Annotated in this window: 1 protein-coding gene; it reads right to left on the reverse strand. The window is 62.9% G+C overall.

Annotated features, from left to right (window positions below; all coding sequences use genetic code 11):
- The coding region (locus tag AC3XQU_RS24855) for an SDR family NAD(P)-dependent oxidoreductase (protein WP_489876757.1) at positions 1-188 on the reverse strand (188 nt) is incomplete at its 3' end.
- Between the last annotated feature and the right edge of the window lie 49 nt (positions 189-237).

Below are 237 nucleotides of genomic sequence, written 5' to 3' on the forward strand. Positions count from 1 at the left end.
ACCTTTCGGCCGGCTGCTGAGCGGATCACTTGGGCGGTTTCTTCGGTGCGTCTGGGGTCGCGGCCGGTGATGACGACGTCGGCCCCCATCAGTGCCAGGCCGTGGGCTGTGGCTTTGCCGATGCCTCCGCTGGCGCCGGTAACGAGCACTGTTTTCCCGGCCATCGGCTTGTTGTGTTCCGAGTTCACGATTGGGCTCTTTCCCCATGGGTTTTTGCGGCGTAACTGCGGAGTGTTT

Source organism: Telluria sp. AZSoR62, from assembly GCF_058111565.1.